The sequence below is a fragment of the Neobacillus sp. FSL H8-0543 genome (assembly GCF_038592905.1).
In the GTDB taxonomy this organism is placed as follows: Bacteria; Bacillota; Bacilli; order Bacillales; family Cytobacillaceae; genus Neobacillus.
In genome coordinates, this window is the sequence record NZ_CP151943.1 from 1,931,168 (window position 1) to 1,956,294 (window position 25,127).

Genomic DNA, 25,127 nt, shown 5'->3' on the forward strand with positions numbered 1-25,127 from the left:
GAAGGGAGAATTTCATGAGTAATTTAGTAAATGACAATCTGTATGAAACGAGAAATAACTTAGTAAAGGAGATTACTTCATTAAGTTATACTCAATTTAACGATAGGCTTGGTATGAACATGTGGAGTATAGCACAAGTTTGTCATCACTTAGTTTTAGTGGAACAGGCAACAATAAAGGCTATTGCATGGGGATTAAAAAAGGTTGATAATACCCAAACAGAACGTAAGAACGCCCATCTAATATTGGATCGTACGAAAAAGTTTAAAGCTCCCGAAATCGTTGAACCAGATGTAGAGCCCTTTGAAGTTCAGCCAATCATTGATTTGTTAAACGATTCGAGAAAAAAGTTTCTGACTTTCCTTAGTACAATAGAGGATCAATCGATATTGGCGGAAAAATCATTTAAGCATCCCGCCTTAGGTGAATTACCTCTTGACCAATGGATTGAACAGGTATATTTGCATGAACAACGACACACAGAACAAATAAAAGAGATAAAATTACTTATAGATGCGAGGCACTAGCAGGGCGTAGCCCATGAAAAGCTCCCTTTGTTATTGGTAAGTAATATCGTTAATAGGGAGAAAAATCTAAAAAAAATACCAATTAACGAACAAAAACGCTCAGATATTATCCTTAAAGGGTTCACTTGGAAGGTGCACAAAGGCTAATTGGCACATGAAATGGCATGCGAATTGACGCATGCCATTTTTATTAGTATATCAAGGTTTTAGCCCTGTTCTGGGTAGAATTGACCATCAAATTTTCAAGATGTTTTTAGATGACAGTACCTGTTGTACAACGAATAAATCTTACCAATTTGAATGCCAAATTCAGTGTCAATTTGAAGTCATAACGACCGGGACTAAGATTTTTCAGAAGGTCCGGGCGTTATAAACCTTCCATAACGACCGGGACTAAGGTTTTTCAGAGGGTTCGGTCGTTATAAACCTTCCATAACGACCGGGACTAAGATTTTTCAGAGGGTTCGGGCGTTATAAACCTTCCATAACGACCGGGGCTAAGATTTTTCAGAGGGTTCGGGCGTTATAAACCTTCCATAACGACCGGGACTAAGACTTTTCCAAGGGGTTGGTCGGTATGAATCCCCTATAACTACTGGGGATGCTAGGCTATCGGCGTAATAAATCTTTTATTAAAGATTTTCGCTGGTACGATAGTTAATTAACCACAAATCGAGTTTTTCCGGAAGTATGAAAAGCTCAATAACTTGTTTGCTGGAGGAAATTCCATCTTTGCCTTATTACTATTGCTTGCATTATTTCGAAACAACAAAGTTTACAAAAAAATCCAAAAAATTATAAAAACATTGGTCTATATACGTAAAAAACGAGTGCCATTTTAATTCATTTAGAAACTCTTTACTTTATCTATTCTTTGCCACATTTACTGTCATTTGCGCTGTCAAAACGAGGTCATGCACCTCTAAAGTGAACCCTTTAAATTATCCTTCTGAGCGTTGATTTTATTGTTTCAATAATCCTTCTTCTGCTTTTATTAAAATCCTATTATTTAGGTATGCCGATTTCTTTAAATGGATAAAATCGAAATTTCACTTCTCCAATAACCGCGTCGTAGGAGACAAGTCCGAAAGTTCTGCTATCCCTACTCTTTAAACGATTATCCCCCATCACAAATAACATGTCTTTAGGAACTAGGGATTCTCCAGTTTTTTCTTGCAATGAAAAGTCCTCTGTCAGTTTATTAAATGGATTATCTTCTATATTTTCTATTAAATATGGTTCTTCTAGTGCTTCTCCATTAATATAAAGCACATCATCTTTCATCTCAATACGATCCCCAGGAAGACCTATTACCCTTTTAATATAGTGTTCACCTTCCATATCTGGTGCATCGAACACAATCACATCAAATCGTTCAATTTCAGACGTTTTACTTACTACCACTCTATCTTTATCTTGAAAGGTAGGTGACATAGAGGCTCCAAGTACAGTTGTAGGTGTGAAAAGAAATTGTCTACAAATCATAGCGATGATGAAAGCAAATGCAACTGATTTTACCAAAGAAAAAATTTCTCCTTTTGTACTTTCTTTCATAATTTTCCTCCTATCATCATTTTCATTTTGATATATATTAATCCTATCCTATGCCATGGAATATTAACAAGATTTAGTTCACCGTTATTATCCAACTAGAAGGTTCAAGAACCGTCCCCTTGGCTCAAAATCTCCTCATGTTAACCTATGAATCGACAATAAACCCAAAAAAGTGAAACTTTTCTGTTGACAATACAATTGATTTTATATGATAATAAACATTGTATTAGAATTATTATAATTTAATTATTAATATTTGCTGTTAATCATTATCATAGCAAATATACACCTTAGGAGGAAATTGATTATGTCATTAATAGGAAAAGAAGTTCAACCATTCACAGCAAAAGCTTATTTTAACGGTGATTTTATCACTGTATCTGAAGAAAACATGAAAGGTAAATGGAGTGTCGTTTGCTTTTACCCTGCAGATTTCACTTTCGTATGCCCAACTGAGTTAGAAGACTTGCAAAACGAATATTCAACTTTGAAAGATCTTGGAGTAGAAGTATATTCTGTTTCAACAGATACCCATTTTACACATAAAGCATGGCACGATAATTCCGAAACAATCGGCAAAATCGAATACATTATGATTGGCGACCCTTCACAAAAGATCTCTCGCAGCTTTGACGTACTAGATGAAGAAGAAGGTCTTGCACAACGTGGTACTTTCATCATCGATCCAGATGGTATTGTACAAGCGGTTGAAATTAATGCAGACGGCATCGGCCGTGATGCAAGCACTCTTGTTAACAAGATTAAAGCAGCACAATATGTTAGAAACAATCCAGGTGAAGTTTGCCCGGCTAAATGGCAAGAAGGTTCTGAAACACTTAAGCCAAGCCTTGACCTTGTAGGAAAAATTTAAGGAGTAGATTACATGTTACTAGATGCAGATATAAAAGCACAGTTATCCCAATATCTTGAACTTATGGAGGGAGATATCCTTCTCAAAGTTAGCGCAGGAACCGATGACGTTTCTCGCGACATGCTGGTTTTAGTAGACGAATTGGCTACTATGTCAACCAACATTAAGGTAGAGAAAACAGAATTACAGAGAACACCAAGCTTTAGTGTAAATCGTGTCGGCGAAGACACTGGGGTTACTTTTGCTGGTATCCCTCTAGGACACGAATTTACATCATTAATATTGGCTCTGCTGCAGGTTAGCGGAAGAGCTCCTAAAGTGGATCAGAAGGTAATCGATCAAATTAAAGCCATAAAAGGCGAATATCACTTTGAATCTTACATCAGCCTAAGCTGTCAAAACTGTCCGGATGTTGTCCAAGCATTGAATATCATGAGCATTCTCAACCCTGGCATTTCTCATTCCATGATTGACGGCGCAGCTTTCAAAGAAGAAGTGGAAAGCAAGGACATCATGGCAGTACCAACGGTTTTCCTTAATGGGGAATCCTTTGGCAGCGGCCGGATGACGCTTGAGGAGATCCTCGCCAAAATGGGGAACGCTCCCGACGCATCAGAATTTGCTGATAAAGATCCATACGATGTGCTTGTTGTTGGTGGTGGACCAGCTGGTGCAAGTGCAGCCATCTATGCGGCACGCAAAGGCATTCGTACAGGAATTGTCGCTGAACGCTTTGGCGGTCAAGTGATGGACACCATGGGCATTGAGAACTTCATAAGTATGAAATATACGGAAGGTCCTAAGCTCGTAGCCAGCCTTGAAGAACACGTGAAAGAATATGGCGTGGATGTCATGAATTTGCAGCGCGCAAAACGTCTTGAAAAGAAGGACTTCGTTGAACTTGAACTTGAAAACGGCGCGGTTCTAAAGAGTAAAACCGTTATCGTTTCTACAGGTGCCCGCTGGCGTAATGTTGGCGTACCGGGTGAAGCCGAGTTTAAGAACAAAGGTGTAGCATACTGCCCACACTGTGATGGTCCGCTTTTTGCAGGAAAACACGTAGCGGTTATCGGTGGCGGTAATTCCGGTATTGAAGCAGCCATCGACCTCGCAGGTATCGTGAAGCATGTAACGGTTCTTGAATTTGCGCCAGAATTAAAAGCAGACTCTGTCCTACAAGACCGACTTTACGGGTTACCAAATGTAACAGTCATTAAAAACGCTCAAACAAAAGAAATCACCGGTACGGACAAAGTTAATGGGATTACTTACATGGATCGAGAAACAGAAGAAGTTCATCATGTGGAATTACAAGGTGTATTTGTTCAAATCGGATTAGTTCCAAATACCGATTGGTTAGGGGAAACGATTGAACGTTCCCGCTTCGGTGAGATCGTAGTAGATAAGCATGGCGCTACAAATGTTCCTGGCGTGTTTGCTGCAGGCGACTGTACAGATAGTGCATATAAGCAGATTATTATTTCAATGGGATCAGGCGCGACTGCATCATTAAGTGCATTCGACTACCTCATCCGCAACTAAATAAAAGTTTCGAAAGGCGCTTCGCTATCTGACTGATAGTAAAGCGCCTTTCTTTGTTCAAGGGGACAGTTCTCATGGTTTTTTTAGTTAGGGCAATAACGGTTTCGATCATTACTGTTGTATAAAAGTCCAGCAGAATCGGCTCCTTAGCTTCTTTATTTACAATCCTACAACTGATTCTTGGACCAGTGGGGCATTAATGCCTACAGCAAGAGCTCTATTTCCTAGTATTTCTTTATAAAGCAAAAAAGGAAAGCCAATTTAGTTAACGGGTTCCGCTAACTATCGCAAACATTAAAAATGTAATGCAAAATGACCTTCTAAATTGTATGGTAATTTGGAGGTCTATTTTTGTTGATATAAAGGGAGTTGGATATTTATTTTGGGAGAATTTGTAGTGCAATTTGTATATTAAAATGTTGGGGTACAATAGCCAGTGTACCTCAGCGAAATACACTACATTTTTACTTGCAAATTGATATATAGAAAATATTTGTTAGGCGCTGTTAAAACTGAATGTTGATTGCACTGCGTATGAAAAATAAAAGTAAAATTCCGGCTAAATTGGGAAATACCCATATTTCCTTAAAAATAAGGGGAGTTTTTCCGCTTATATTATCCAAATCTTTGGATTTTTTCTTATTTAGAGCAGTGTGCATTTTCCTATGCAAATTTTAAAGGAAATTCCGTACAAATCGCTATATACCAATAAAAAAATGAGTGTCAAATTCATATACAAATTGATACCTATTTTAGTTAATATTATTAATATTTGCGATAGGTAACGGAACCCGTTACGAAAGCTGCCCAACCTTTTTTTTGCAGGTAATAATATTCATTTAAATCTCCCAATCAACCATTTTTTCCTCATAAACTTTTTCAGCAATTCTACGAATATAGATTTTAATCCCCAATAAACTAAGTGCTCCAACTAACAATGTAGAAAGATTCGGGATAAAAGTTGTCCAAACAATCGAAAGCAAATAAAAGAAATAATAGCTACCGAGGGATAGATTGGTTTCCTTTGCTGAAATTAATCCGCTCTTCAAAAATTCCGCCTTTAGTGCCTGTAAATATTTTGTCGATAAAATCAAAATTATCCCAACAACCCCAACAAATATCAAGATATCCTCTGCAATAAATACAGCAATGCAAAAGGCATAAAACATATAGTCAAGTCTAGAAATGGCATTATTGATTGGCGTTCCATCCAATGCTTGACCCATTTTATAAAACAATTTGACTTCCTTCATAAGATCAAACTGGTGCTCTTCTACTATTTTTTTTATTTTATAGTTTAGTATATTCGAAGCGACAAAGAGAATAATAAAAATAGATATCGGTAATAGCATTGTGTTCCATTTTGTGTAAATCACATGGCCAAGGGTAAGGAATAAAATAATCCCACAACACATGATTCCTACATTAATATTGGAGTATTTCCTTCCAGCCCTTATTTTTTTATTAAAGGATAGTACAATGTAAAACGTACATAAAAAGATAAACATTCCGATAGTTATTAAAAACAATACTAGTTTAAAGATATTCGCATCTGTTGATTGGTGCGGAATCGTTAGAATAAATAGTAATAGGCAGAAATAATAAACAATATGAAGTCTCATCATTATTTTCATTTTAGTATTTCCTTTATGTTGTCATAAAAGTTTTCATACAGTAATCATTTTTATACAACTGTTTTTTTCCTTTAAATGATACATTAACAAATAAATGGAAAAACATTACTACTAGTTACATATATTAACGAATCTATTCCAATATGTAAATAGGGATAAGTTTCCAATATCCTATCTATTGAATAGGATCCAAATCTGATTATTACTCTATTTTCAGAAATGTTATTGCAATATGAATGCCACGGATGTAATCGAATTAACACCTCCTTGTTCTTTTTCTCAGAAAATTCTATGTTACGATTATTAAAAATTAGCAACCAGAGAACATGGAGGGTAAAAGAATGCTTAAGAAAGTAATATCTATTTTAGCAGTTGCTGTAATCTCAGTAACTGTAAGTGCTAATGTACAAGCGGCTTCAATTACAGTACAAAAAGGGGATACCCTTTGGGCTCTGTCACGCGCAAATAATATGTCAGTAGAAAATATCCAAAAGTTAAATCATCTCACATCAGACCTTATTCACCCTGGGGATGTACTAACCGTTACCCCTGAAAAACGTCATACCGTCAAACAAGGCGACACATTATGGGAGATTTCGATTGATCATCAGGTAACCGTTTCGCAAATTAAAGAATGGAACCAACTGCATAGCGATCTCATCCATCCTGGATTAAATCTAGTAATCTTTGAAGGATTTAACAATACCACTATTTCTCTTACAGAAAAACCAGTACAGCCAGCAGCACAAACACCGACTGAAAGCGCACCTGCTCCTGCAGTTGAAGCCCCGGCTCCATCACCAGCCGAAAGCGCAACTGCAGTGGAAGCCACAGCACCTAGTTCAAAGGAAATAATAGTAGAAGCTACAGCCTATACGGCTTCATGCGAAGGCTGCTCTGGTATTACTGCTACTGGAATTGACCTACTAGCAAACCCAAATCAAAAGGTCATTTCCGTTGACCCATCTGTTATACCGCTCGGCAGTAAAGTTTATGTAGAAGGCTATGGAGAAGCAATCGCTGGAGATACTGGCGGTGCCATTAAAGGAAATAAAATTGATGTCTTTATCCCTTCTAAACAAGAGGCAATCAATTTTGGAAGAAAACAAGTAAAGGTGACAATATTAAACTAAATTTTTTAACTACACTACAAAACCTATTCTATTAGGGAATGTAGTGTTGTTTTTACAAAAAAAACGTGCAGATCCTGAAATTTTATTAAAAGTCAAGATATTAATTGAAGCCATTAACAACATTGCATTCTTATTTAATGTCGGACATTATAGGGATAAATTAAATAGGATAGATGAGCAGGATAAAATATGCTCTATCTATCCTATTTTTGTAGTACAAATGACCTTATTTACTATAAAAAAATGTAATGTTGTTGTGCATTGATAGAAGGTGTTCCTTTACCTTTAATTAATGCAAACAAACCGATATCTGACCCAAATGCTATTCCTGAAGGCGTTAAACGATCGGGTGATGAAATAGTACATATAATTTCGAAAGATTGCCACAACATAGTCATATTAAGTTAGTTAAACTTCAGACCTTAAACCACTAGAATAACAGTTATCTTATTTTTTGATTTCCAAAGAAGGCTATAAATAAGAAAAAATGATTGACTCAATGGACCCATATTTAACATTGGCTTGAAATCATAATGTAAATATCATGTAACAACAATACCGTTGAAGTCAGGTATTTTAAAGTATAAACTTTACTTACTATTTGAGGAGTCGATTTAGTGAAAACAGTATCCGTGAATAAGCTAAAATTTAAGAAAAATTTACCCATGATTGAGCAATATGTAATCAAAAATTTCCTGTTTCAATGGATTGGGCGACCAACAGAAGGATTAGATGAGATTCTACCACTTGATTACACAGAAGATGTCTTTGCAAAGATGGAGGCAAAACAGGAAACATCATTCCTTATTAACGAGGATGAACATTTCAGATATGCGACAATAACAGAAGATGAGCAATTTGTAATAGGTGTTTTAAATTGGAATAAAGAGTTAAAGCATAAAATCATTTCTCTGGATGAGGTTTGTTAGGTAAGCACTTTATGGTGCTTACTACTTGACTTTTCTCTACAAAATTTTGAAAATTCCCGACAAATTTTACTTAAAATCTTCAGTAATATTATTAGTTTCTTCAACATCATGCTTACGTCAATTCTATGACATACCATTCTTCAACTCTTGCCCCCGTATGCTAAACAAAGGTGTATTTCACTGCTCGTTGGTGAATAGCATTATTCCTCATCTACAAAGTCAATCATCACTCCAACAACCTTTTTTGAAATGTTATATTTTACTTTCACTTCGTAAACTCCGTCACCATAACCGGCACGATTAAATCTTTTAAATTTTGTTGCATTCTTTCCCCTTTAAAGACGACATTATCTTCTTGAAACATTCCATTTTGAACGTCTATAACCAGTAGTGCTTTCTTCATTTTTCTCCCCCTAAAAAAACATACGTTCGTTATTATTTATTGTACACTATTCATTAAGATTTGTTGAACAACCTGCTTCTTTAGCAATAAGAAAGCTGTCTTTAATGGCAACTAGATCTAAAGCTCTTGCACCCGTTTGTTTAAAAATATTATTGGTTATCTTTCTTGCTTCTTGCGATGAAAATAGCTCCTAAATTACATCCAATCCCTATTATATGCATAATAAAATTACCTGTATTGCCAAAGCTATCAATTGTTAATCCAATTAAAAAACTCCCAAACAAAATAAGTAAAATAGCAAAAAATAATTTCAAAATCTTTCTAATCCTCCTAGCCCGACCATAAAATCAATTCGAGTTCTTTTTGAATTAACGACCATTAGCTGAATAAACAAAAAGCCGCCATTGGCAGCTCCATCTTCAAGTAATGCCGCCGTTACTTTAAGTGAAGAAGTTCACAAAACTTAATTAGAGTTACTAAAAACCCGGATTTTGAACTCGTCACTTTGTTCTTGTAAATTCCAACCTGATTTATAATAATATTCATTAAAATCGGAATCAGTCGGACTTAGTGCAACAATAGGTAAATCATTTATCGTTTTTAACATCATTTTTTAACAACCCTTGACCACGATAAACACCGCTTATCGCAAATTGATATAAAGAAATTTTGTTTTGTGTTTTTTTTCGGTAAGACCGAAATGCTCCCACTACTTGACCTTTTACTGTTGACACTATCATTTGCTTTCTTCTTATGGCTGCTTTAATTCCAAGAGGACATAAAAACTCTTCATAATAAACTGCACTGTTATTACTATCTAAATTTTCATTGAAGAAAGTCACAACTTCAGATATATGAGTTGGATTTGCTAAAGCTATTTGCATCTTTCTGCCACCTTAAAATAACGCTTTTTAAGACATAAGAGATTTATATATCTCTCCTATAATTCCTTCCATTTGATGAACACCTAATTCTGCATTCGTCATGATAACTGCCCCTTTTTCTATGTGTGAAAATGCTACCATCATACATTGAAAGCCTACCCCCCAACCGAGTGATGTAATTTCTAATTCTTTTTCAGAACCTTCAAGAAACACACCTAATCCAGTCCAACTCTTACCTTTTTGCGGTGTTATCATTTCTTTTGCTAATCTTTCTGAAATGCCAATTTTACTTTCTCCTTTTAGAGCATTCAGTAGTTCAAGAACTAATCGAGCTAAATCTAAAGAAGTTGTCCATAATCCAGATGCTGCTGGGTAAGGATATATAGGATACTTTCCATCTACCAATTCACCGTTTTTATTATGACCACAAGAGAATTCTTTTTTATCCATCTCTAACATTGTTGTAGTATTTAAATGGCTATTTTTCATCCCTAATGGCTTAAATATTAACTCATTCACCATTTGATAAAACGGCTTTTCAGTAACATCTTCCATTAGTTGCTGAACAACACAAAAACCTGTATCAGAATAGTGAAATTCACTCTCTGGTTCACACTGTACTTTAGTAGGAGCTTTACAATAAGGAGTTTTTCCCTCTAATAATTCAACCATCGAAGGAATCCCTATTTTTGAATTTAATTCAGAAAAACTACCTTCAGGTTCCATAATTCCAGATTGATGACTAAGTAAGTTTCTCAATGTAACGCTTTTATTTTTAGTGAATTCATTTTCTGGTACTTTCCACGATACAAGTCTTTTATTAATATCCTCATCTAAATCAAGAAGTCCTTCCTCTACTAGCTTTAAAGCAATCATTCCTGTTAAGAACTTGCTAATGGAACACGCACTAAAAATAGAATTTTCATTTACTTTTCTATCGCTTTCTGCCTCTAGTAAACCGTAATTTTCTGTTCCGCTAATTTGACCGTTCTCAAGCAATGTAATACTTAAACCTATCACATTATAATGTTTCATTTGTTCTTCTATGTTGTTATTTTTTAATTTCATATTTATCCCCCTACAATAGTGCTATCAATAACATCGTAACACGAATGTACGTTCCATTTTATGTATTTGGAATAATTTTTCTTTAATTAACCCTCCTGGTTAGTCGAATAAGAAAAAGGATTGCCCCAGCAACCCCTTGTTAAACTCTTGCACACCGGTAGTTGAAGAACAATTACCTTGTCCTTTCAAGTTCGGAAAAAAACAATAATTAGTCAAACTGTGCGAAACAGTATTTAAAGGCAGCCCCTTTTATGTCATTTTCTTTAAAAAAGTTTCCACGTAAAAAATAATCATTTTCAAGCCTATCTTGTTGAATTAACCTGCCCCGTTGTGTTACATATCAATTGAATACAGGAAATAAACCGGAGAATTTGGCTGTTTTCATGAAACGAAAGTATAAGGGGTAATGGAGGAAATGATTAAATTTGAGAATGTATCAAAAAGATACACAGACGGGACCACTGCTGTTGATTCCGTAAACCTCGAAATTAAACAAGGGGAATTTTTTGTCATTATCGGACCAAGCGGATGTGGTAAAACCACCACACTTAAAATGGTTAACCGATTAATCCCTTTATCTGACGGGACGATTTTCATTAATGGTAAAAAAATAAGTGAATTTGACATCCATGAGTTAAGATGGAATATTGGCTATGTACTTCAACAAATTGCTCTTTTTCCACATATGACGATTGAAGAAAATATTTCGATCGTTCCTGAATTGAAGAAATGGAGCCGCGAAAAAACAAAACTACGAGTTATTGAGCTTTTAGATATGGTGGGCTTAGATCCTAAAACCTACCTCAATAGAAAACCTATTGAACTATCAGGAGGTCAACAACAAAGAATAGGTGTCATCCGGGCATTAGCTGCCGATCCTGAAATTATTTTAATGGATGAGCCTTTTAGCGCACTTGATCCGATTAGTCGTGAAAAGCTTCAGGATGATATCAAAAAACTTCAAAAAAATATTAAGAAAACAACCATTTTTGTTACACATGATATCCAGGAGGCACTAAAATTAGCTGACAGGATCTGTGTGATGAAAGATGGAAAAGTTGTACAGGTAGGAACACCGAATGAAATTGTCAGTAACCCTGCTAATCATTTTGTCAGAGATTTTGTCGGAAATCAGCACGTAGGATTAAAAGCGGTTCTAAAACTAGAAGAAATAGTACAACCAATACATGAAGGGGATATTTCACAAACTCTTTCATGTATGATTCCAGTTTCTACGTCTTTAGAGGAAATTTTAGAAAAATTGACGGAACATGAAGAACTAGCTGTTGATAAAAATGGTGAAATTATTGGTATCCTCAATAGACAAGTGGTCATCAAATATTTAGCTCAAAATCTGCAAGAAAGAGGGAGCGCAAATGGATAATTTCAGCAATGTTTTTAAAGAAAGGCAAGGCCAGCTTGTCAGTGCTCTGTTGGAGCATATCCAAATTTCCCTTGTGGCCCTTTTATTTGCAGTTGTTATCGCGATCCCACTAGGTATTTATTTGACCAAAAAGAAAAAAGTGGCTGAAGGTATTATCGGTATAACAGCTGTCTTGCAAACCATCCCATCTTTAGCACTTCTCGGACTCCTGATTCCTTTATTTGGAATAGGAAAGGTTCCCGCTATTATTGCATTAGTTGTTTATGCATTACTTCCTATACTAAGAAATACTTATACTGGTATTAAAGAAGTAGATTCTTCGTTAATAGAAGCTGCTAGAGCAATGGGGATGAATAATCGGAAAAGATTAGTAAAAGTTGAACTACCTCTAGCCATGCCTGTTATCATGGCCGGTATTCGTACAGCAATGGTTCTAATAGTCGGGACTGCAACGCTTGCAGCACTAATCGGGGCAGGTGGATTAGGTGATATTATTCTATTAGGAATTGATCGAAACAATACGGCATTAATCGTACTAGGTGCAATACCGGCAGCTTTATTGGCACTTGTTTTTGATTTTCTACTCAAAAGATTTGAACACTTGTCCTATAAGAACTCAATGATAACAATCAGTTCCATTGTGGTATTGGCTTGTTTCATCTTGATTACACCACTTGTTATGAACAATCAGGAAAAAGAGATTATCATTGCAGGGAAACTTGGTTCGGAGCCAGAGATATTAATTAACATGTACAAATTACTTATTGAAAATGAAACAGATTTAAATGTTGAATTAAAAACGGGACTGGGAAAAACCTCTTTTGTATTCAATGCCTTAAAATCAGAAAGTATTGATATATATCCAGAGTTTACTGGAACAGCTATATCTGAATTTTTACAGGAAACGGCTACTAGCACGGACAGTGAGCAAGTATATAAACAGGCGAAAGAAGGAATGCTGGAAAAATTCGATATGGAATTGCTATCACCCATGATATTTAACAATACATATGCTTTAGCCGTCCCAAACAAAATAGCAGCAGAATATGATTTAAAAACCATTTCTGATTTAAAAAGTGTAGAAAATGAAATCAAGGTAGGTTTTACATTAGAATTTTCAGATCGGGAGGATGGTTATCGTGGCATCCAAAAACTTTATGGAATACATTTCGCAAATCTAGTCACGATGGAGCCAAAACTTCGGTACGGTGCAATTGAAACAGGAGATATTCATTTAGTTGATGCCTATTCCACAGATAGTGAGTTAAGACAATACCAACTTTCTGTTTTAGAAGACGATAAGCATTTATTTCCTCCCTATCAGGGTGCACCTTTGTTAAGAAAAGAAACAGTCGAACAGTATCCTGAAATTAAAGAAACATTAAATAAGCTTGCAGGGAAAATAAGTGACGATGAAATGAGAGAAATGAACTATAAAGTAAATGTAGAAGAAAGCAGTCCATTTGAAGTAGCCAAAGACTACTTAGAAAAAGAAGGTTTATTAAAATAAAAAAATATGGGGACGGTTCTTTTGTTACATTAAGCAATCACACAAAATGATAACATGCAAAAAAAACCCTCTCACCTACTGAATCTAATGAAGTAGGTGAGAGGGTTTTTTAACATTTTTAGTCTAATTGATAATAGCTGCAAACAACTTGTCCAACGGCTTTCGCGGCTACTAGGAGTGCATCTTCATCGATATCAAACTTTGGATGGTGATTGAAGTAAGGATTTTCTACCCCTTTTGGTGTACAAGCGATGTAAAAGAAGCAGGCAGGGAATTTTTCAGCATAATAAGCAAAGTCTTCGGATGGAGACATTGCCGGAAATTCTTTCACTTCTTTTATATCTATATCATTCATACTTCGTAAACTTTCAGCAACCATTGAAGTAAGTTCAGGGTCGTTGTATAAAGGTGGATAATCTGGAGCATAAGTAAGCTCACATGTTACACCGAACTCTTCTTCAATTCCTTTTACAATCCGTTTAACTTCTTTCTCAATGGTTTCTTTTGTTTCTACAGTCATATAGCGAATATCGCCTTCAAGTTCTACGCTGTCTTTGATAACGTTGAATGTACCTTTTCCATCGAAAGATCCGATTGTGATCACACCTACATCGAATGGACTTAATCTGCGGCTAACAATGGTTTGAGCAGCTGTTACAAAATGCGCAGCAGCCACAATGGCATCGTTAGCTAAATGAGGTGAGGAACCATGTCCACCTCTTCCTTGCACCTTTAATTTCATGTAGGCTCGTCCATTGAAGGAATACCCCGCATGATACCCTACTGTTCCCGCAGGTCCCATAGGTAACAAATGAATGCCATAAACAGCATCTAAATCGTTAAGCAAGCCAGACTCGACAATACTTTTTGCTCCGCCTGGGGGAACTTCTTCTGCATGCTGGTGAATGATTTTAATGGCACCTGGAATGGAGTCCTTTAATTGAATTAAGCAATCAGCTAAAACTAACATGTAAGCCGTATGTCCATCATGACCGCACGCATGCATGACTCCTTCATTCTTTGATTTAAACGGTACATCTGCTTCTTCTACAATAGGAAGTGCATCAAAATCTGCGCGAAGACCAATAGTTTTTCCAGGCTTTCCACCTTTTATCGTTACGACAATACCGTAACCATTGCCAACATTCGTTTGGATATCCACATCTTTGCCTTTATAAAAATCTGCAATGTACTGAGCCGTCTTCTCCTCTTTAAATGAGATCTCAGGATTTTCATGTAAATAACGGCGGATTGCAATTATTTCTTCTTTACGAGATTCTAGCATGTTCATTAATTCACTTTTCATCATTTTCGTCTCCCTTTTTGATGACATAGAAGGAAAGAGGACTTTCCTTCTATGTCCGATGATAAAAATGGGCTGAATCCGACTTTTGCCGATACTTGATTTCTTTTAATTTGCGATTTTTTGCGGTGCCGGTGTGAGTGTTGCTTTGGCTGATGAAGCCTCTGATGCTTTACCAGCATTTTTTGGAACCATTATCACAATAGAAAGAATAGAAAGTATCCCGAATAGTACATTTATGATAATCCCTACTGATGCTGCGGTCTCAACACTTCCAACAGCTGCAATTGAACTATAAACCGTTGCAGAAATAGCAACACCGATCGCACTACCTAGTGAGCTTGCCATTTTATAAACCCCTGCAGCTTCCCCCACTTTGTCTGATGGTGCATTTGAAACAGATGTATCTGTAGATGGTGTTGCATATACGCCAAGTCCAAGCCCGAATAAAACAAATCCAATAAATACAACAACGGTATAAGTAACGCCAGGTAAGAAGGTTAGACCCATAATCGCTACACCAACTGTCGTAATAATAGCGCCCCAGACCATTGGTAATTTCGCCCCTACTTTTTGTAAGATCTTCTCTCCGACACGAATCATCGCAAGAACAACTACTAAATATCCAATCGATAGCATCCCTGACTGAAATGCAGTGAATCCTCTACCTACTTGAACATACGTATTTGCAACAACAAGTGTTCCAGCTATCGCATTTAATAAGAAGTTTGAATAGGTTGCACCTGCATATGGTTTATTTTTAAATAGGGAGAAATCAATAAGAGCAATATCTTTCCTTTTTTCAACATTAAAGAAGACAATCGCTCCGATAATAGTAATAGCAGCAGAGATGATTGAAGTTGGACTTGTCCAGCCTAAATCTGCACCGAAGGTAATAAATACGTTTAATGCAATCATAGTAACGATAAAGATTGCTAAACCACTATAATCAAATTTAAAGGAACCGTTCCCTTTCACTTTGCTTTCAGGTGTATCTTTAATTAGCCACATAGCAAGAAGGGCAAAAATAATGGAAAAGATAAAGATCCATCTCCATCCCATATACGTTGCGATGGCACCACCGGCAAATGAACAGACGCCTGAACCGCCCCAAGATCCAATTGACCAGTAACTAAGAGCACGTTGTCTGTCTTTTCCATCAAAGTAAGCTTTCATTAGGGCGATCGTTGCTGGCATAATACATGCTGCGGAAAGTCCTTGAATGATACGTCCAATAATTAACAATGTAGGTCCCTGTGTTAATACAAGACATAAAGAACCGACAACACTTAAAATCAACCCGATATAGGTAATTTTTTTACGTCCAATTTTGTCTGCAATTCCGCCTGCAGCTACGATAAACATACCTGAGAACAATGCGGTTACGCTAATGGCAATATTTAATGTTCCGGAAGTAATCCCTAAATCTGATTGAACAGCTGGGACGACATTGACCATTGCCTGCGCAAAAAGCCAAAACGTGATAACCCCAAACACGATTCCCGTGATCAACTTATCTGTACCTTTATAATTTGTCTCCATGGTTGAGCCTCCAACAATTTAATTAGGTTATTGCTATACCATGATTATAAAAATTAACTAGTTTTTAAGTGAGTCAATTTTAATGTAAATCAACAGGACAAAATGTTAAATTTTTAACCTAGGTTTAATGAGGTGAAAATAATAGGGTCAATTCTTGTCATTGACCTAAAAAAGGGTCCGCCCCGACTCCTTCTATACAGTTCAATGGATTGTCCATTGCGGCAGTATAGGAGTACTGGGCAGACCCTTTTAGGTATCCTCAAGGGGATACGCTCTTAATTATACGTTTTTCGAATATCAAAAAAATGAATAGCATTACTCGTTAAATAGGAATAAAAGGACCAATCCTCTTCAATGGATTCATCGAAGATTTCTAAGGAAGGCCTGCTGGAATTGATTATATAATCAATGATTTCAGCATCCATGCCATGCTTACTGTTCAAGTTCCACCATTTTGTATACAATGCTCCATGGTCTTTATCAAATACATGCTTGCGTATTTGATACTCCCCTTCAGCCATTCCAGAAATGGTTATGTGAATTTCTTTATTGAGCTTTTGAAGAAAGGTATCTTCAACGGAGTAATAAGGATTGATGATATTAGAATTCATCAGAATCAATTGATATCCCCGCTCATTCTTTGTCATCACGTAATCCTTACCATGTGCAACAATCTCACCATGTAGGCGTTTTAAAAACATCAATGCAAAATACGCTGGGCGTTTTCCGTTTAGATAATGGAATAATTCGACGCCATCCATTCGATATCGCTTATCTTTTCCTACGTCTTCATGTACGGTCGTATTAATCCAGAGAGCAACTGTTTTCACGTCATTGGCTATATCTAAAACATTTTTCAAGACTAATGCTCCTCGAAAAAAAGTGCCGTTCGTATACCTGGTATTTCCAGACAACGTGTTCCATGATACGAGATGAAGCGGTTTTTCTATATTGTTTCTTTTTAAATAATGCTTCATTTTATCGGTTTTTTCTTTAATATAATCCTTTGCTAAATCGAATTTGGTATCCGCCATTTCTTTAAAGTCAATGACCTCATTTTGGTTAGCGTTATAACCGATAAAATCAATAGAAACGCCATAATCTAGCTGCCATGCATGATTCTTGCTTGTCTGTTCTTTGTGGAAAGAAAAAGGCATATACACTCCTACCTGAATCGAAGGGATAACCGTTTTCAATACTTCATGTAGTTTTAAATAAACCCTCTGAAGTTCTTTTGCTTCGACTCCAGTATAATACGGCTCATAAAACATCACATGCCATTGCTTAATAAACGATTCCCCGTACAGCTGCAAACAATGTCTAATGAATTGAGTGAGTTTTGTAAAATATTGTTCTTCATTTCTCGAAATATCCATATAATCGGCCCGCACAAACAAAGATAAATCATGCTTTTTCATGAATTCCAAAGCACTATCAATAGTAAAATACGGAGATGTTGTCGGAATCTCTTCATCTGTCTCCACCTCAGGAGGAATGGCAGTATTGCTAAAAAGGTGACGAATTCCGATATATTTTAACTGTAAATCCTTTTTCACATCGAGTACTTGAGATCGAACATCCTCTTTTAATAATTCAATAATTTCTCCAATTTCAAGAATGTGATCAGGATAAGTTATTTTCATTGGCATTGGTTTAGACAGGTTTAACGGCAGCTTTTCATATTTTATCTCTGTATGGGAAAAGGATTTTTGATCCTCTAAAATCATGCTGTTTAATTTTGCTATAATTTCTGGTGATCGGATAAGATTGGAAGTATCTTCTTTGCTATAGGTTTGAACGGAATCTTCTTTTTGTACATAATGTTTATCTCGATATACATGCGGGGTCATCCCGTACACTTCTTTAAAAAGAGAAGAAAATGACTTTGTATTTGGAAAGCCATTATTCATGGCGATCTGCGAAATCGAGTCAGACGTGTACAGCAAATCCTTCATGCTATGCTTAAGTCTGATATTCATTAAAAAACGACTAAACCCCATTCCCATTTTCTGTTTAAAGTAACGGGATAGATAGCCTGTTGAAAGAAAATATTTCTTTGCAATCTCTTCTAATGTCATCATCTGGTCATAGTTTTTTTCCATATAGTCAATGATTTGGGATAAACGGAGATCACCTGTATCCATTTTCTCATGGGCACTGCCTTCTTCTTTAAAACTCCGAATCAAGATCAGTAACATTTGACAGATATAGCTTATAACCTCAATTCGATAGCTTTCATCTTGTCGATAATAACTAATCATCACATTTGCCAAAAGCTTGCGAATGGAATGAATCATATCTTCTCTTCCCAAATCAATTTCTCTTGAATAGCATTCAAATCGCCGATTTCGATAGTCTCCGTAATGGTGGTCCATGAATGCATCCGAAATGGTTAATATCATGACCCTATTATCTTCACTACCCTGAACCTGGTAAAGCTGATTACGATTAATAACAAGCAAATCATTTTCTACCATATGATAAAAGCGACTAGATGTTTCTATTTTTAACTCTCCACTAATTACGAGGATAAATTGAATTCCTTTATTTACTCTTGGAACTAATAAATCAATATGTTGAAATGATATTTGAAAATCTGACAACGGATCGTTCAATCCAATCACTCCTAACTCCTTCTTGTCCCGATAAAGAGACTGCCAAAATAGCCTGATTTAAAACTTTCATTAACAATTATAACAAATCTTTTTCTAAGATTTAAAAAGAGGGAGCCTGACACCCGATTTTACCACTTTCATGGTTACTGTCTTTTTTTGATTATTGTTGTTATACTCTTTAACCTCAATCGTAACGGACGGTATCTCTACAAAAGTTAGGTGTTTAACTTTTTTTTCACAACATGGACTTTTTCTGTGGTCTCGAACTGTCACCTTGGCCACCCTTGACCCTCCGAATATTTACACATAACTTAGCATAATGTTTAAAAAAGCGGATTGGGGTTGATGGTTTGAGCAATTTCATTCCAGAAAAACTGTCTGTAGAATACATCGATGGTGTTACCAATATGGAACCTGTTATTCCAAGACGTTACACACTAACTCACTCAGATTTAAGCGGAGATCTATTTTTAACAATTGGAAAACAGTATGCCTGGGATAAAATCAACCCAAAGAGAGATGAGGTATTAGGTGAATGGCAAACCTCCGGAAATTCTATATATTACAATATTTATCTATATATAGATCAAGGAGAATATAACAAAAATATCTCAACAAAACGCACGGAGATATTTAAGCGTGAATTACCACTCGCATTAACCGCTATTCGATATGGCGATAGGCATTTATTCAACGCATACCCCAATCTAGACCATGCTACAATACTAGTTAACTTTATATCCGCTTATCCTGAATTTGCTAGACAAGAGAATTGGGGAACTTTCCATAAGGAGCAAGGGGTACGGTTCTGATGGTCTTTTTCCCAATGACCAAATAGGCGAAATAGACCATCCTGGGCCACCCTCACCCACATCCTTAGTCCCCTTCCACCCTAGTGTTTTATACCCTTTCCAATTAGGTTTACTAGTCTTTACTGTCCAATTTTACCCTGTTTTCAAATGATTCTAACTATTCATGAAACTCATTCATTATAATTCTATAATTAAGTGGAATGGAAATTGATGGGGGGATTGGAAAAATGAAGAAGAAATTTATTGTGCCAGTAGTTCTATCGTCAGCGATGTTAGTAGGTTCTATCCAAGCTAGTAATGTATTTGCACAGCCAGTTAATCCGATTGAGGTAAGTGGTGTACAAGCTTCAAAGGAATGGAATGTGAAAGCAAGCGTTCCTTTATTTGTGAAGGAGCGACAGGCTGTGAAGTTCTCCTCCAGCACGCCAACCAACGCATTAACTTATTTGGAGAAAAACGAAGGGAAGACCGGTATCAAGAATCCAAACAAAAACTTAAAAGTAAAGAGCACACAAAAAGACAAACTGGGTATGACTCACGTCCGCTTTAATCAGACAGTAAATGGAGTGAATGTTGAAGGATCAGAGGTCGTTGTTCATTTTAATAAGAATAACGAAGTCATATCCGCCAACGGAAGAATCAATCAAACGGTTACCGAGACTGCAGTCGACACAACGGCTTCCTTAAGCAGTGATGCTGCACTAAAGACCGCTTTATCCTCTGTTACTGCACCTGAAGAGTTGACCTATGAGCCAACCTCTGAGCTGGTTGTCCTTCCTTTTGAAGGAGAGAATTATACAGCCTATAAAGTGAATGTTAATTTCATGGGAGATGAGCCTGGAAACTGGTTTGTTTTTGTAGATGCAAAAACAGGACAAGTCATCGATAAATATAATGGCTTAATGCATGCAGATGAGCAGAGAACACAAAAAGGTGCTGGAAAAGGGGTACATGGTGAACATAGGGAATTACATATTACCCAAGTAAAGGAACCGAATGCTGGAACAAAGTTTGCGTTAGCAGATTACTCTCATGAAAACCTTGGAGGAATCATAACCTATGATGCAAAAAATGATAACAGTGCCAGTAACGATACGATCCATGTCGGGAATTCTGCGGCATTTATCGGCGACTATGATCGGGCGCTTGTCGATGCACACTATAACTCCGAAAAGGTTTATGATTATTTTTTAAATGAGCATGACCGCAATTCCCTTGATGGCGAAGGAATGGCGATTATTTCTAGAGTTCACTATGGTACCAATTACAACAATGCCTCCTGGAATGGGCGCTGGATGACCTATGGAGACGGTGACGGTGTGTTCATGACTTCTCTATCGGCTGGCCTTGATGTTGCTGCCCACGAAATGACGCATGGTGTTATCACTCACTCAGCAAACTTGGTTTACCGCAACCAATCTGGCGCACTAAACGAATCGTTTGCTGACGTCTTTGGTGCACTCGTTGATGACAGTGATTGGGAAATGGGTGAAGATATTATGGCACCGGCTGCTAAAGCTGACGGTGTAACCGTATTACGTAGCCTAAGTAATCCAAACGGTGTAATAGTCAGCAATGAGCAAAGAAGGGCGTACAGTACAAATGGCGGCGTTTATCCAGATCATATGGACGAGTTTTATTACATGCCAACATCTGTTGATGGCGGCGGAGTCCATGTTAACTCCTCCATCACCAACCATGCGGCCTACCTAATCGCTCAAGATATTGGAAGAGAAAAATTAGGGCAAATCTACTATCGTGCCTTAACGGTTTATTTGACTCCAAACTCCGACTTTAGCGACGCACGTCGAGCTGTTGTTCAGTCTGCCATCGATCTATATGGTGAAGGCAGTGAAGAAGTAGCGGCAGCCAATGCTGGATTTGATTCGGTGGGAATTTACTAAGAACCAATGGAAGAGCCAGGGGGGACGGTCCCTCCTGGCTTTTATAGCGTTGTAATATTAAAACCTTTTAATGAGTTTGAGACTTCGAAAAATATTATTACGTTTAATACTCTCTATAGCAAATTGAAAACCATATAGGAGAAACCCTCTAATAGTAAGTAATAATGTCATTTCGATCGGTTTCATCTGCACTAAAGAAACGATTCCTAATCGTTTTAATAATTTCATTCCTGGAAAAGCAAACAAGATATGACCAATTAAATCGGTAATGGTAAATAATAGTAACTTGCCATAAGTTAGTTTTAAAAGCCATAAAGATGATAGAAAATAAGGACCCAAAATAAAAGGAATATCTCCTGAAATTTTAGGATGAATACTAGTATAAAACCTCCACCAATTTCGTTTCTTTGCTGTAATATTATTTATTTTTATAACACAACTAATAAGTATAGCTGCGGGAAGAAAGCGTTTTAGTGTATTTCGTCCCAAAAGTGGGACTGAAAACCACGGAAGAATCATCATAAGGATTAATAAAAATCTTGAATGCCTCACTATTTATCCACCTCCTATTTCTATAGGATGTGCAAAAATAATATTAAATATGACCAATTATATTTTCACCTTTCCCCATAAAATCATGGATTAAAGAATAGCCATATGCTATGGGGTTAAAAAATAGAAAAAGGGACAGTACCAAAGAACAAGTACTATCCCTTTATTATTAATTTGCTTCTTCAATGGAACCCTGTAAACTGATATCCCTCTTATATTTGACTAATTTACAATTGATTAACGCACAGTTTTTAATGCGCCACTCCAAGCGATAACCTCGTCAAGCATTGCCGTCATATTGTCTTGGTGTAAAGCCTGTGGTTTGAAAACACTTCCGTTTTCAAAATCAGTAAATAATGACAAAGTTGGATGTGTACGAACATCTGCAATTTTTAATTCTCCACAAATCCCACGTAAATGTTCAGCAGCACGAGCGCCGCCAGTTGAGCCATAGCTTACGATTCCAGCAGCCTTGTTGTACCAAACATCACGTGCTGAATCTAATGCATTTTTTAAAGCTCCTGTAATACTGTGGTTGTATTCCTGAACAATGAAAACAAAACCATCTAAGCTTGCGAGTTTTTCATTCCATGGTCCTGCTTCTGAACCATCAGTTGTTCCTAAAAATGGTAGGTTGTAATTTGCAATATCAACGATTTCATAATCAGCATCTCCTCGTTTATCTGCAATCCCTTTTACCCATTCTCCAACTTGTGGACTTACGCGCCCTTGACGTGTGCTTCCTAAAATAATCCCTATTTTTAATTTTTCGTTTGTCATGTCATCAATCTCCTTTTCATTTGTACTTCCAAATAGTTTCGATAAAAAACCCATCAAAACCCCTCCTATTATTCCCTTCTTAAAATGCTGCATACCTTATATAAGAAGGTTTGGTTAACCAATTAAGTGGTAACTTAATTTAAAATCAATGGTCGTAATTTTTCTTCGATCTCTTTTCGTTTTGGTTCCAAAAATGAAGGAAGTGCTAGTTTTTCTCCCATTGTTTCCATTGGTTCATCTGTTGCAAACCCTGGTGTATCCGTTGATAATTCAAATAAGATACCATTGGGTTCCCTGAAATATAATGCCTTAAAGTAATAACGTTCTACTTTCCCAGAATTCGGTATCCTGTATTCTTTCAACCGCTCTGCCCATTGATCGTATTCCTCCTCATTCGGGACACGGAAGGCAACATGGTGAACACCTCCACGACCTAGGCGGGCTCTTGGCAAATCTGGTCTCGTTTCAATATGAACTTCCGCACCGCTGCCGCCTTCACCCGTTGTATAAATCAATATTTCTCGATAGTGTCCTACATGGCAATGATAAGAACCGGCCAATCGAAAACCCATTACTTCGGTTAAAATACGTATAGTTGGTTCTGCATTTGCGACTGTGAGTGTTACAGGTCCTAAACCAATAATGGCATGTTCCAATGGAATGTCATCCTTTTCCCATGGTATCCCAGCTCTCACACCTTTTTCATCGTTGTCGGCCACCAGGATTAAGCTCGTTCCCTCAAAGTCAATAAAAGCCAATGAATCACGGTTTGCTCTTTTTTGAATATCATCGTGTTGAACCCCAAATTGTTTAAAACGTTCCTTCCAAAATAACAACGAATCTAAAGTCCTAACCCTTAGTGATACAGTAGAAATATCTGAAGTTCCTCTGTACGTTTGCCCAAGATGAGGAATGTCAAAGAACGTAATTTCCGTTCCCGGGGTACCTTCCGCATCAGCATAGAAAAGATGATAGGATTCTGTATTATCTTGGTTCACCGTTTTCTTTACCAATCTCATTCCTAAAACCTTTGTATAAAAGTCATAATTTTTTTCCGCTTTTCCAGTTAATATGGATACATGATGTAATCCTAAGAGTTCCATTTCATTTCACCCCTGTTATTAAAATAACCAACTACCAAACAAAAAAATTAATAAAACCAATATTTATCATCTTGTATTTTCCTATATAAATTTATCTCGAATTCGAGATATTATTTCAAAAAAATGGAAGTTAAACATTATTCCCTTTTAATATCAAAAAGGACAAATTCGAGCATATCCTCTCCCCCTAGTTCAGCAACTTCATTTATAAAATCTCGAATTAAGATATCTTGAATATGAGATAATAATAATACATATAAATTCCTTTGTCAATAACCTTTTTTATTTTAATTGGGTTATGTAAAGCTTGGCATGATAGAAATGCAATTAAAAAAGAGTTTTAATGGGGAAAAACCTTGGTGGTAAAGGCTTGTGTCTACCTAAATGGGAAGCACGGAGACGGTTCTTTTGCTTATCAGATGTTCATTCTCTAAAAAAAAAGGCCCGTAGACCTAAGGAAACACTGTTTAAATCATTTGCTTAATTAGAATCTGCGTCTTCTTCTTCTCTCGATTTCAAACCGTCTTCTTCTCTCGATTTCGATTTCGATTTCGATAGGGAAAAACCGTCTCCGTCTCCGTCTTCTTCTCTCTAATTCGATTTCAATTTCAATGGGGAAAAACCGTCTTCTTCTAAAGTCGTCACGAAAAAACCGATCTCTTCGGCCAAATCCAAAAAATGGCATTCACTTCTCCCTCCTTTCATTTCAAAATTTTCTATAGAACAAAGGGCAGCTTAATTTAACCTGCCCTTTGTTCCGTACAATTTAGTAACTCATAAAAGAAGCTCCTACAATGATCAGTAGAATGAACAATACAACAATTAATACAAAGCTGTTGCTGCTGCCGCCATAACCACCGTCATAACCACCGCCGTATCCAGACATATTCTTTCACCACCTTTTTATTGGAATATTCGTACTATGTATATATATTTTCTTAAGACAAGTTTTGATTGGACAAACATCTTTTTTGAAAAAAATCAGCGATTTCCTTAAAAAATTCCTAAAAATAATAAAAAAGCGTCTGCAATATATGCAAACGCCTCATCGGAGGTCTTAATATAGGCTGGCGGGCT

General features: G+C 36.6%; 23 protein-coding genes. 9 read left to right on the plus strand and 14 right to left on the minus strand.

Annotated elements, in window-relative coordinates; genetic code table 11:
• Positions 1-14: 14 nt before the first annotated feature.
• Positions 15-527 carry a DinB family protein gene (locus tag NSS81_RS09670; RefSeq protein ID WP_342433288.1) on the plus strand — a complete coding sequence of 171 codons (513 nt, stop codon included), beginning with the start codon at positions 15-17 and terminating at the stop codon, positions 525-527.
• 1,005 nt (positions 528-1,532) lie between these two features.
• Here the strand turns inward: NSS81_RS09670 and lepB are convergent.
• Positions 1,533-2,081 carry a signal peptidase I gene (lepB, locus tag NSS81_RS09675; protein ID WP_342433289.1) on the minus strand — a complete coding sequence of 183 codons (549 nt, stop codon included), beginning with the start codon at positions 2,079-2,081 and terminating at the stop codon, positions 1,533-1,535.
• Between the two features lie 307 nt (positions 2,082-2,388).
• Here lepB and ahpC point away from each other — a divergent pair, with 307 nt between their 5' ends.
• On the plus strand, positions 2,389-2,952 hold the full coding sequence (gene ahpC / locus NSS81_RS09680) for an alkyl hydroperoxide reductase subunit C (RefSeq protein ID WP_342433290.1): 564 nt from the start codon (positions 2,389-2,391) through the stop codon (positions 2,950-2,952).
• 12 nt (positions 2,953-2,964) lie between these two features.
• Positions 2,965-4,494, plus strand: coding sequence for an alkyl hydroperoxide reductase subunit F (gene ahpF, locus NSS81_RS09685; RefSeq protein ID WP_342433291.1), 1,530 nt, complete (start codon positions 2,965-2,967; stop codon positions 4,492-4,494).
• Between the two features lie 839 nt (positions 4,495-5,333).
• Here ahpF and NSS81_RS09690 read toward each other — a convergent pair.
• A complete protein-coding gene (locus NSS81_RS09690) occupies positions 5,334-6,128 on the minus strand; it encodes a hypothetical protein (RefSeq protein ID WP_342433292.1) in 795 nt (264 codons plus the stop codon).
• Between the two features lie 341 nt (positions 6,129-6,469).
• Between NSS81_RS09690 and NSS81_RS09695 the strand changes: the two genes are divergently transcribed.
• Entirely contained in the window at positions 6,470-7,261 is a 792-nt protein-coding gene (locus NSS81_RS09695; RefSeq protein WP_342433293.1) for a LysM peptidoglycan-binding domain-containing protein, read from the plus strand.
• A 617-nt stretch (positions 7,262-7,878) separates the two neighbouring features.
• The gene (locus NSS81_RS09700) at positions 7,879-8,190 is read left to right on the plus strand and encodes a hypothetical protein (protein WP_342433294.1); all 312 of its coding nucleotides are present in this window, start codon (positions 7,879-7,881) and stop codon (positions 8,188-8,190) included.
• A 265-nt stretch (positions 8,191-8,455) separates the two neighbouring features.
• Here the strand turns inward: NSS81_RS09700 and NSS81_RS09705 are convergent, their stop codons facing one another.
• The 4 genes from NSS81_RS09705 to NSS81_RS09720 form a co-directional block, all read right to left on the minus strand.
• On the minus strand, positions 8,456-8,593 hold the full coding sequence (locus NSS81_RS09705; RefSeq protein ID WP_342433295.1) for a hypothetical protein: 138 nt from the start codon (positions 8,591-8,593) through the stop codon (positions 8,456-8,458).
• Positions 8,594-8,742: 149 nt separating this feature from the next.
• Positions 8,743-8,907 carry a serine kinase gene (locus tag NSS81_RS09710; RefSeq protein ID WP_342433296.1) on the minus strand — a complete coding sequence of 55 codons (165 nt, stop codon included), beginning with the start codon at positions 8,905-8,907 and terminating at the stop codon, positions 8,743-8,745.
• 273 nt (positions 8,908-9,180) lie between these two features.
• On the minus strand, positions 9,181-9,477 hold the full coding sequence (locus NSS81_RS09715) for an N-acetyltransferase (protein ID WP_342433297.1): 297 nt from the start codon (positions 9,475-9,477) through the stop codon (positions 9,181-9,183).
• Positions 9,478-9,504: 27 nt separating this feature from the next.
• Positions 9,505-10,545, minus strand: a complete 1,041-nt coding sequence (locus NSS81_RS09720; RefSeq protein ID WP_342433298.1) for a serine hydrolase domain-containing protein — start codon at positions 10,543-10,545, stop codon at positions 9,505-9,507.
• Positions 10,546-10,960: 415 nt separating this feature from the next.
• Between NSS81_RS09720 and NSS81_RS09725 the strand changes: the two genes are divergently transcribed.
• Positions 10,961-11,929 carry an ABC transporter ATP-binding protein gene (locus NSS81_RS09725; RefSeq protein ID WP_342433299.1) on the plus strand — a complete coding sequence of 323 codons (969 nt, stop codon included), beginning with the start codon at positions 10,961-10,963 and terminating at the stop codon, positions 11,927-11,929.
• Complete coding sequence (opuFB, locus tag NSS81_RS09730; protein ID WP_342433300.1) at positions 11,922-13,439, plus strand: osmoprotectant update ABC transporter permease/substrate-binding subunit OpuFB; 1,518 nt, start codon at positions 11,922-11,924, stop codon at positions 13,437-13,439. Before NSS81_RS09725 ends, opuFB begins: the two co-directional genes overlap by 8 nt.
• 118 nt (positions 13,440-13,557) lie before the next feature.
• Here opuFB and NSS81_RS09735 read toward each other — a convergent pair whose 3' ends face one another.
• The 3 genes from NSS81_RS09735 to NSS81_RS09745 form a co-directional block, all read right to left on the minus strand.
• Positions 13,558-14,745 (minus strand): amidohydrolase, encoded by a 1,188-nt coding sequence (locus tag NSS81_RS09735; protein ID WP_342433988.1) that lies wholly within the window; start codon positions 14,743-14,745, stop codon positions 13,558-13,560.
• A gap of 105 nt (positions 14,746-14,850) precedes the next feature.
• A complete protein-coding gene (locus tag NSS81_RS09740; protein WP_342433301.1) occupies positions 14,851-16,284 on the minus strand; it encodes an MFS transporter in 1,434 nt (477 codons plus the stop codon).
• Between the two features lie 275 nt (positions 16,285-16,559).
• Positions 16,560-18,899, minus strand: coding sequence for a helix-turn-helix domain-containing protein (locus tag NSS81_RS09745; RefSeq protein WP_342433302.1), 2,340 nt, complete (start codon positions 18,897-18,899; stop codon positions 16,560-16,562).
• Between the two features lie 350 nt (positions 18,900-19,249).
• On the opposite strand from NSS81_RS09745, the gene NSS81_RS09750 reads away from it, so the two are divergent.
• Entirely contained in the window at positions 19,250-19,711 is a 462-nt protein-coding gene (locus tag NSS81_RS09750; RefSeq protein ID WP_342433303.1) for a staygreen family protein, read from the plus strand.
• Between the two features lie 227 nt (positions 19,712-19,938).
• A complete protein-coding gene (locus NSS81_RS09755; protein ID WP_342433304.1) occupies positions 19,939-21,615 on the plus strand; it encodes a M4 family metallopeptidase in 1,677 nt (558 codons plus the stop codon).
• Between the two features lie 57 nt (positions 21,616-21,672).
• Here NSS81_RS09755 and NSS81_RS09760 read toward each other — a convergent pair whose 3' ends face one another.
• The 5 genes from NSS81_RS09760 to NSS81_RS09780 all read right to left on the minus strand — a co-directional run bounded on the left by NSS81_RS09760 (position 21,673) and on the right by NSS81_RS09780 (position 24,936).
• Positions 21,673-22,137 carry a hypothetical protein gene (locus NSS81_RS09760; protein WP_342433305.1) on the minus strand — a complete coding sequence of 155 codons (465 nt, stop codon included), beginning with the start codon at positions 22,135-22,137 and terminating at the stop codon, positions 21,673-21,675.
• A gap of 267 nt (positions 22,138-22,404) precedes the next feature.
• Positions 22,405-23,001, minus strand: coding sequence for an NAD(P)H-dependent oxidoreductase (locus NSS81_RS09765; protein WP_342433306.1), 597 nt, complete (start codon positions 22,999-23,001; stop codon positions 22,405-22,407).
• Positions 23,002-23,081: 80 nt separating this feature from the next.
• Positions 23,082-24,050: a ring-cleaving dioxygenase gene (locus NSS81_RS09770; RefSeq protein ID WP_342433307.1), complete on the minus strand. Its 969-nt coding sequence runs from the start codon at positions 24,048-24,050 to the stop codon at positions 23,082-23,084.
• 484 nt (positions 24,051-24,534) lie between these two features.
• Complete coding sequence (locus tag NSS81_RS09775; protein WP_342433308.1) at positions 24,535-24,735, minus strand: hypothetical protein; 201 nt, start codon at positions 24,733-24,735, stop codon at positions 24,535-24,537.
• An 81-nt stretch (positions 24,736-24,816) separates the two neighbouring features.
• Positions 24,817-24,936, minus strand: a complete 120-nt coding sequence (locus NSS81_RS09780) for a YjcZ family sporulation protein (RefSeq protein WP_342433309.1) — start codon at positions 24,934-24,936, stop codon at positions 24,817-24,819.
• Positions 24,937-25,127 lie beyond the last annotated feature (191 nt).

Coding starts and splice junctions, on each gene's coding strand:
- NSS81_RS09725 (WP_342433299.1), top strand. CDS start 10,961: ATGATTAAATTTGAGAATGTATCAAAAAGATACACAGACGGGACCACT.
- NSS81_RS09780 (WP_342433309.1), bottom strand. CDS start 24,936: ATGTCTGGATACGGCGGTGGTTATGACGGTGGTTATGGCGGCAGCAGC.
- NSS81_RS09770 (WP_342433307.1), bottom strand. CDS start 24,050: ATGGAACTCTTAGGATTACATCATGTATCCATATTAACTGGAAAAGCG.
- NSS81_RS09705 (WP_342433295.1), bottom strand. CDS start 8,593: ATGAAGAAAGCACTACTGGTTATAGACGTTCAAAATGGAATGTTTCAA.
- NSS81_RS09735 (WP_342433988.1), bottom strand. CDS start 14,745: ATGAAAAGTGAATTAATGAACATGCTAGAATCTCGTAAAGAAGAAATA.
- NSS81_RS09765 (WP_342433306.1), bottom strand. CDS start 23,001: ATGGGTTTTTTATCGAAACTATTTGGAAGTACAAATGAAAAGGAGATT.
- NSS81_RS09715 (WP_342433297.1), bottom strand. CDS start 9,477: ATGCAAATAGCTTTAGCAAATCCAACTCATATATCTGAAGTTGTGACT.
- NSS81_RS09755 (WP_342433304.1), top strand. CDS start 19,939: ATGAAGAAGAAATTTATTGTGCCAGTAGTTCTATCGTCAGCGATGTTA.
- NSS81_RS09740 (WP_342433301.1), bottom strand. CDS start 16,284: ATGGAGACAAATTATAAAGGTACAGATAAGTTGATCACGGGAATCGTG.
- ahpC (WP_342433290.1), top strand. CDS start 2,389: ATGTCATTAATAGGAAAAGAAGTTCAACCATTCACAGCAAAAGCTTAT.
- ahpF (WP_342433291.1), top strand. CDS start 2,965: ATGTTACTAGATGCAGATATAAAAGCACAGTTATCCCAATATCTTGAA.
- NSS81_RS09760 (WP_342433305.1), bottom strand. CDS start 22,137: ATGATGATTCTTCCGTGGTTTTCAGTCCCACTTTTGGGACGAAATACA.
- lepB (WP_342433289.1), bottom strand. CDS start 2,081: ATGAAAGAAAGTACAAAAGGAGAAATTTTTTCTTTGGTAAAATCAGTT.
- NSS81_RS09670 (WP_342433288.1), top strand. CDS start 15: ATGAGTAATTTAGTAAATGACAATCTGTATGAAACGAGAAATAACTTA.
- NSS81_RS09775 (WP_342433308.1), bottom strand. CDS start 24,735: ATGCCATTTTTTGGATTTGGCCGAAGAGATCGGTTTTTTCGTGACGAC.
- opuFB (WP_342433300.1), top strand. CDS start 11,922: ATGGATAATTTCAGCAATGTTTTTAAAGAAAGGCAAGGCCAGCTTGTC.
- NSS81_RS09720 (WP_342433298.1), bottom strand. CDS start 10,545: ATGAAATTAAAAAATAACAACATAGAAGAACAAATGAAACATTATAAT.
- NSS81_RS09690 (WP_342433292.1), bottom strand. CDS start 6,128: ATGAAAATAATGATGAGACTTCATATTGTTTATTATTTCTGCCTATTA.
- NSS81_RS09695 (WP_342433293.1), top strand. CDS start 6,470: ATGCTTAAGAAAGTAATATCTATTTTAGCAGTTGCTGTAATCTCAGTA.